At 51.6% G+C, this 6833-nt stretch carries 6 protein-coding genes; 5 read left to right on the forward strand and 1 reads right to left on the reverse strand.

Features of this window, described 5'->3' with window-relative positions; translation table 11 throughout:
- Positions 1-378 precede the first annotated feature (378 nt).
- Positions 379-2103 (forward strand): potassium/proton antiporter, encoded by a 1725-nt coding sequence (locus tag N512_RS0112415; RefSeq protein ID WP_028780538.1) that lies wholly within the window; start codon positions 379-381, stop codon positions 2101-2103.
- 56 nt (positions 2104-2159) lie between these two features.
- On the opposite strand, the gene N512_RS0112420 is transcribed toward N512_RS0112415, so the two are convergent.
- On the reverse strand, positions 2160-3083 hold the full coding sequence (locus N512_RS0112420) for an LpxL/LpxP family Kdo(2)-lipid IV(A) lauroyl/palmitoleoyl acyltransferase (RefSeq protein WP_028780539.1): 924 nt from the start codon (positions 3081-3083) through the stop codon (positions 2160-2162).
- Positions 3084-3188: 105 nt separating this feature from the next.
- Between N512_RS0112420 and hldE the strand changes: the two genes are divergently transcribed.
- The 4 genes from hldE to N512_RS0112440 all read left to right on the forward strand — a co-directional run.
- Positions 3189-4619, forward strand: coding sequence for a bifunctional D-glycero-beta-D-manno-heptose-7-phosphate kinase/D-glycero-beta-D-manno-heptose 1-phosphate adenylyltransferase HldE (hldE, locus tag N512_RS0112425; RefSeq protein ID WP_028780540.1), 1431 nt, complete (start codon positions 3189-3191; stop codon positions 4617-4619).
- Positions 4619-5446, forward strand: coding sequence for a hypothetical protein (locus N512_RS0112430; RefSeq protein ID WP_051472798.1), 828 nt, complete (start codon positions 4619-4621; stop codon positions 5444-5446). Before hldE ends, N512_RS0112430 begins: the two co-directional genes overlap by 1 nt.
- 157 nt (positions 5447-5603) lie before the next feature.
- Positions 5604-6083: a TetR family transcriptional regulator gene (locus N512_RS0112435; protein WP_025010373.1), complete on the forward strand. Its 480-nt coding sequence runs from the start codon at positions 5604-5606 to the stop codon at positions 6081-6083.
- 358 nt (positions 6084-6441) lie between these two features.
- Positions 6442-6833 (forward strand): Hcp family type VI secretion system effector (locus tag N512_RS0112440; protein ID WP_028780542.1); only part of this gene is annotated, 392 nt, incomplete at its 3' end.

Here is a 6833-nt window from a genome sequence, read left to right on the forward strand (position 1 = left end):
GTGTCTTTTTAACATTAATAACTGTCATTATGACACTAGCTGTTTGCCAGAAAGCTATAGCTAATATCTTGACGAGAATTCTTGGATTTCAAATTCTTTAGTTATTTGAAAAAATAAAGTTTTTTTCATTAATTTGAGTTTATGTTTCTTTGGGTTCAGATTTGATGTTTTATAGGTAAATTTTCCATTTTTTAAGGGTTTACCTGGCTTCTTTTACTGGTCTTTTTCGCTGGCAGTAAAAATAAGTCAACTGTTTCTACTGAAAAATAACCCGAATTAATGATATAATCCCGTCTGTAACCCACGTGTTTTCCGGAGTCTCGTTAGAGCCAGGTTTCTCTTTTATTAGCTTCCCCGCATTTTCAACTGGAGGGTCATTTGAACGCAGATATCATCAACAGCTTTTTCCTTGTCGGGGCCTTGCTTATTGCAGTCAGCGTGCTGCTCAGCCCATTGTCTTCGCGACTCGGTATTCCTATTTTGGTGGTATTTCTGGCGGTGGGTATCTTTGCCGGTGAAGATGGCCCAGGCGGCATAGTATTCAATGACTATTCAGTTGCTTATCTGGTCAGTAACCTGGCTCTGGCGGTTATTCTGCTCGATGGTGGCATGCGTACCCGGGTTGCCAGTTTCAGGGTGGCATTGTGGCCGGCCTTGTCATTGGCCACTTTTGGAGTGGCGTTAACCACCACATTGACAGGTTTGTTGGCTGCCTGGTTATTCGATCTCAACTTACTCCAGGGCACGTTGGTGGGAGCCATTGTCGGTTCGACCGATGCCGCGGCGGTATTTAGCCTGCTTAAAGGCAAAAACGTGAATGAGCGTGTCGGTTCGACACTGGAAATCGAGTCCGGTTGTAACGACCCCATGGCTGTGTTTTTGACCGTGACTCTGATTGCCATTCTCGGCAGCAGTGGCGATGAACTCTCGGGCAGCTATCTGGCACTGAGCTTTATCAAACAGTTTGGCCTGGGCGGGATCCTCGGTGTCGGCGGCGGTTGGCTGTTGTGGCAGGTTATCAATCGCAATCAATTGCCGGAAGGCCTCTACTCCATTTTGGTGCTGAGTGGTGGACTGATGATCTTCGCCATCTCCAATGCCCTGGGAGGCAGTGGTATTCTGTCTATTTATCTGGTGGGTCTATTTCTCGGTAACAAGGCGACCCGTGGCAAACACTCGATTCTCAACGTGCTCGATGGTATGACCTGGCTCAGTCAGATAGGCATGTTCCTGGTACTGGGACTCTTGCTGACGCCATCGGATCTGAAAGATATCGCCTTACCGGGCTTGGCACTGGCGTTCGGGATGATCTTTCTGGCGCGGCCGATTGCGGTTTGGCTCAGTTTGCTACCGTTTCGCAGTTTCCATGACAGAGACAGATGGTTTATCTCCTGGGTCGGGCTGCGCGGCGCTGTGCCCATTATTCTGGCGGTATTTCCCATGATGGCGGGGCTGCCACAAGCGCAGCTTTACTTCAACCTGGCCTTCTTCGTGGTGATGGTTTCCTTGCTGCTGCAGGGCAGTACCTTGTCCAAGGCGGCGCAGCTGGCCAAGGTGGAGTTGCCACCCAAACCGGCACCTATTTCCCGCGCCGGGGTGGAAATTTATCCCACCAGTGAATGGGAGATATTTGTCTATCGCCTCAGTGAAAACAAATGGTGTATCGGTGAGCCTCTGAGGCGTCTTGCCATGCCGGCGGGAACCCGGATTGCTGCGGTATTTCGCAATAACGAACTGTTGCACCCTTCGGGGAGTACCAGGCTGATGGCCGATGACATTCTTTGTGTGCTGGGGCAAGAGGACGATTTGGAGCCTCTGAGTCAGCTGTTCAGTGAGGCGCCAGAAAAACGCGAGGCGCCCCGCTTCTTTGGTGACTTCTTTATTTCAGTGGATGTGATGCTGGCCGATATGGCACCGATTTACGGCATGCAGCTGGAACCCGAATATGAGCAGATGCGGGTTGCCGACTTACTGCTACAGCAACTCGGCAGTCACCCTGTAGTGGGGGATCAATTTCTCTGGCAAGGGCTGGACTGGATAGTCGCCGAGGTGCAGGAAGGGACAGTCAGCCGGGTTGGTTTGAGATTGCCCTCTGAAGACTGAAAAAGCGAAGAACGAAGAAATGCCGACCTTGAGTCGGCATTTTTACGGCTACTTTCTCAATAGAGTGAGGGATCGCTCTCATTGGGGCGGGTCTTGAACCTGCGGTGCAGCCACATGTACTGCGCCGGGTTACGGCTGATCAACTGCTCGACAATGCCGTTACCGCGTTTGGCGTCTTCCACCTCATTTTCGCCGGGGAAGTTATCCAGCGGCGCCTGGATCTCTATGTTGTAACCCGTATCGTCGTCGTTGCGCTCAACAAAGAAGGGCAGCACTTTGGCTTTACCCAGCTTGGCCAAAGTGGTGCCGCCGGTGATGGTGGCAGCATCGGGAACGGCGAAGAAGGGGATAAAGATGGCGCTGGAGCGGCCAAAGTCCTGATCTGCTGTGTACCAAATGACATCAGGGTTACGCAGGCAACGCACCATCTGCCTGAGATCCCGCTTGGGAACCAGCGCCTTGTTTGAACGCAAACGGCCCTTCACCTGCAGATATTCCATTACAGGGTTGTTGTGGGGGCGGTACACACCAACCCCGGGCTGAAATTGGCCAAATATTCTTGCACCCATTTCCAGCGGCAAGCAGTGAACCGCAAACAGAATAACCCCCTGACCGGCGGCCAGTGTCTGCTCAACATGCTCCTGGCCCTTTATCTGCATGTGCTTCTGCACTTTGTCGTTGCTCCACCACCAGGCATTGATGGTATCGAAAATTGCCTTGCCGGTTTCCTGGAAATTACGTCTGAGCAGCGTCTCTCGCTCGGCCTCACTCATTTGTGGAAAACACAACTCCAGGTTGCGTTTGGCGGTGTTAACCCGGCTTCCGGCCAGCTTCATTGCCAGCAGACCTATGCCACTGCCAAGCTTCATCTGCCACTTGAGAGGCAGCAGGAGGGTCAGCCTGGCCAGACCGACAGCCAGCCACAGCAACCAGAATTTAGGGTGATACAAGTGAGCGGAAAATTGTGCTTTCTCTACCAAAACGATAAACCCGTTTACAGGAAAAATTACCGCATATTCTAACCCAATTCAGTGTGAAAATTAGGTACAATCGGGGTTTATTTTGCCTAATAAGACAAGTCCGTTATGAAGGTAACTCTGCCCCCATTTGAAAAAGCCAAGGTTCTGGTGGTTGGTGATGTGATGCTCGACCGTTACTGGGTTGGCCCAACCGGCCGTATTTCACCCGAGGCGCCTGTACCTGTGGTGCGTATCAATCAGATAGAGGATAGGCCCGGCGGAGCAGCCAACGTGGCGCTGAATATCGCGGCGCTGGGCGGCTCGGTGCAACTGGCCGGTATTGTCGGAGCCGATGAAGCCGCATCGGCCCTGAATACAGGTGTCAGTACTCTAGGTGTGGAGCCTAAGTGGCTGACGGTTGAAGATAAACCCACAATCACCAAACTGCGGGTACTGAGTCGTAACCAACAGCTTATTCGCTTGGATTTCGAAGAGACCTTTGCCCAGGAGCAGAGCCAGGCGCTATTGGCGCAGAGCGAAGCTCTACTGGACAATTGCAAGGTGCTGGTGCTGTCTGACTATGCCAAGGGTGCCATCTTTGAGCCTCAGGCCTTTATCGCCAAGGCTAGAGCCAAGGGGATCAGTGTCTTGGTGGACCCCAAGGGCAGCGATTTCGGCCGTTATGCCGGTGCCAGTTTAATTACTCCCAATATGAGTGAGTTTGAGGCTGTGGTGGGCACTGTCAGCTCGGAAGCCGATCTGGTGGCCAAGGCCCAGGCCTTGATTAGCAAGCATCAACTGGGGGCTATGCTGGTTACCCGCTCTGAAAAGGGCATGACACTGATCACCAGCGAAGGGGATGAGCTGCATATTCCTACTGTGGCACGGGAAGTCTATGATGTGACCGGCGCCGGAGATACTGTGATCTCGGCGCTCGCCACAGCTTTGGCGGCCGGCAGCGACCTGCCACAAGCCTGTGCCATTGCCAATACCGCCGCTGGTGTGGTGGTTGGTAAACTGGGCACTTCCACCGTCAGCCGCATTGAACTCATCGAGGCCCTGGCTCAACATCAGGGAGAGTCAGGCTTTGGTGTGGTCAGCGAAGATCAACTGCTGTACGCCATGCAGCAAGCCAAGCTCAGAGGTGAGCGGGTGGTGATGACCAATGGTTGCTTTGACATACTCCATGCCGGACACGTCAGTTACCTCAAAGAAGCCCGTGCCTTGGGCGATAGATTGATTGTGGCGGTCAATGATGACGCTTCGGTTAAACGGCTCAAGGGCGAGGGGCGTCCGGTCAATAGTCTTGAGCGGCGAATGGCAGTACTGGCGGGGCTGGCCGCTGTCGATTGGGTGGTGCCTTTCAGTGAAGATACACCGCAGCGAGTGATCTCTAGATTGCTGCCGGATCTCCTGGTCAAGGGGGGCGACTACCGGGTGGAGGAGATAGCCGGAGGTGAAGAGGTGATCGCCGCCGGTGGCAGTGTCAAGGTGCTGGGATTCGAAGATGGTATCTCCACCACCGCCATTATTCAGAATATTATGGCCAAGCCCTGATGTTGATGGCGGTGTTGCTATCGGGAAGCTTGTTTTGGGCTGATGTAGGTCCAAAACAAGCCTTGATATGCCCGCCATCGGAACTGCCACTGTGTCTGCAACAACTCCCCGATAGAGTCAAACAACAACTGCCCCTGTCTCAAAAGGCTTTCTTCGATGCACTGGGAATGAGAGGCGCCATGTCTCTGCCCTTCGAAGATGATAGCGTTGCCGGTATGGTTCTCTGGGCGCCGCGCTATCTCCCTCAAAGTCAAACTGCTATCTGGAACGGCCAAAACCATGAAATGCTGTTGCAGCATCAGCCGCAACTAACCCTGTGGCATGAATTGGGGCATCTGGAAGTAAAGCGCTTGCAGGGAAACATTCTGCCTACTGAGTTGTCTGAATTGGACCACGAGTGGTTGGCTGATACTTATCTCGCTTGGCGTTGTGCTAAAGAATGGAACAGTCTGGAACTTGTGTGGCAACAATACCACCGTCGTAACCTGGCAGTATTTTCCGATATCGGCAATTTGTCACATTGGAGCCCACTTTATCTGATACAAGTGTTAAATAAGTATGATCTGAAGCAAATCGCGGAATTTGCTGATTTTGCTACATTTGTGCTCAGTTTTTATCCAGAGATCCGCCATTATTCTCCAGGTGAAGTGGCAGAGTTTTCCAGCTTGCTGCAGCATCTCTTTAACCGGGCAGGTCGGCAAACCCTTCCTGGCTATATGTTTTGGCGTCGTGAGCAACTGGGCAAAGTGCTGCAACCCACTCTGAAACAGTTGGTGGGAACTGAAATGGCCAATCGTTGGTTGGTTAAAGAAAAAATGTTGCAATAATGTGACAAATAAGGCTTTTTTTTTAGCTGTCCTAGCTGAACCCTTGCTGAACAAAAGTGAAAAACGCTGTTAACACCCCTCTTTTTGGCAGTATTCTCTCTATGCCTTTGATAAGCTCGTTGGCAATAAAAACAACGGGGATAAGAGGCAGACAAGAATGGCCAAGCGTTCAAAGGCTCAGACTGAGCTGACTATCAATCAGATTATGGACGAAGCTCTCAAACAAATCTTAACTATTGGTTTTGAGGCTATGTCTTACACGACTCTTTCAGAAGCAACGGGGATTAGCCGCACGGGGATCAGTCACCATTTTCCGCGCAAAATCGATTTTCTTGCCAGGTTGGATGTGCGCATTGGTCGGCTGTTTTTGGCCGCTCTGGATTTTTCCAGTGTTGAAGCACTCGAAAAATCCTGGATGCAGGCGCTGCAACAAGCAGAGCACAGGGCAGTATTGAGACTCTTCTTTAGTCTCTGTGGACACAACAATCCTGAGATAACCCTGTTTCGCGCCGTGGCCATGGCCAGGGAAAATGCCCAGATAGAGCTGGGTGAAAAGGGCGAGCAGATGATCAACGATCTCCTGGGACGCAGCGCCGTTATGTTGCTTTCCGATCCTGGTATCGCCTGCGCCGCTTGAAATTCCGTTTAAGCGACTCTCATTCAAGCGATTCGTAGAGATAATTGAGACAGCAAGCTAAGGCTTGCTGTTTTTTTATCCATTCATTTTCTTATCGAATTACGCGTTATTGGCTCACAAAAGCCAGTCGACTTCAGCTTATTCCTTGGGACATTCCTTCAGGCAACTCTTTCGGGCTACTCTACTTGGGCAAGAATTTGCCCGGCGAGCAAAAAATTGCCCGGGTTCGGGCAAGAAATTGCCCGGAGAGCGGGAGTGGGTTTAGATATTGTTGTAAAACAGTGGTTTACGATTTGGCATGCTTCTGGCATTGGGTGATGAGGTTTTATCACTCATTCAACAATAAAAGGAATTAACCATGCCAACACCATGTTATATCTCCATCGAAGGTCAAACCCAGGGCAACATCACCGCAGGCGCGTTTACGGCCGAGTCAGTGGGCGACATCTTTGTGGAAGGTCATGAAGACGAGATGCTGGTTCAGGAATTCAACCATGTGGTGACAGTGCCGACCGACCCACAGTCAGGTATGCCTTCGGGTCAACGGGTGCACAAGCCGTTCAAGTTCACCGTGGCGCTGAACAAGGCAGTGCCTTTGATGTACAACTCGCTGTCATCCGGTGAGAAGCTGAACAAGGTTGAGCTGAAGTGGTACCGCACCTCTATCGAGGGCAAGCAGGAACACTTCTTCACCACCAAGCTTGAAGGTGCGACGATAGTGGACATCAACTGCCACATGCCACACTGCCA

It is taken from the genome of Shewanella sp. 38A_GOM-205m (assembly GCF_000518445.1).
Taxonomy (GTDB): domain Bacteria; phylum Pseudomonadota; class Gammaproteobacteria; order Enterobacterales; family Shewanellaceae; genus Shewanella; species Shewanella algae.

Excerpts from the sequence above, each read along its gene's own strand:
- hldE (WP_028780540.1), top strand. The coding sequence starts at position 3,189 with ATGAAGGTAACTCTGCCCCCATTTGAAAAAGCCAAGGTTCTGGTGGTT.
- N512_RS0112430 (WP_051472798.1), top strand. The coding sequence starts at position 4,619 with ATGTTGATGGCGGTGTTGCTATCGGGAAGCTTGTTTTGGGCTGATGTA.
- N512_RS0112435 (WP_025010373.1), top strand. The coding sequence starts at position 5,604 with ATGGCCAAGCGTTCAAAGGCTCAGACTGAGCTGACTATCAATCAGATT.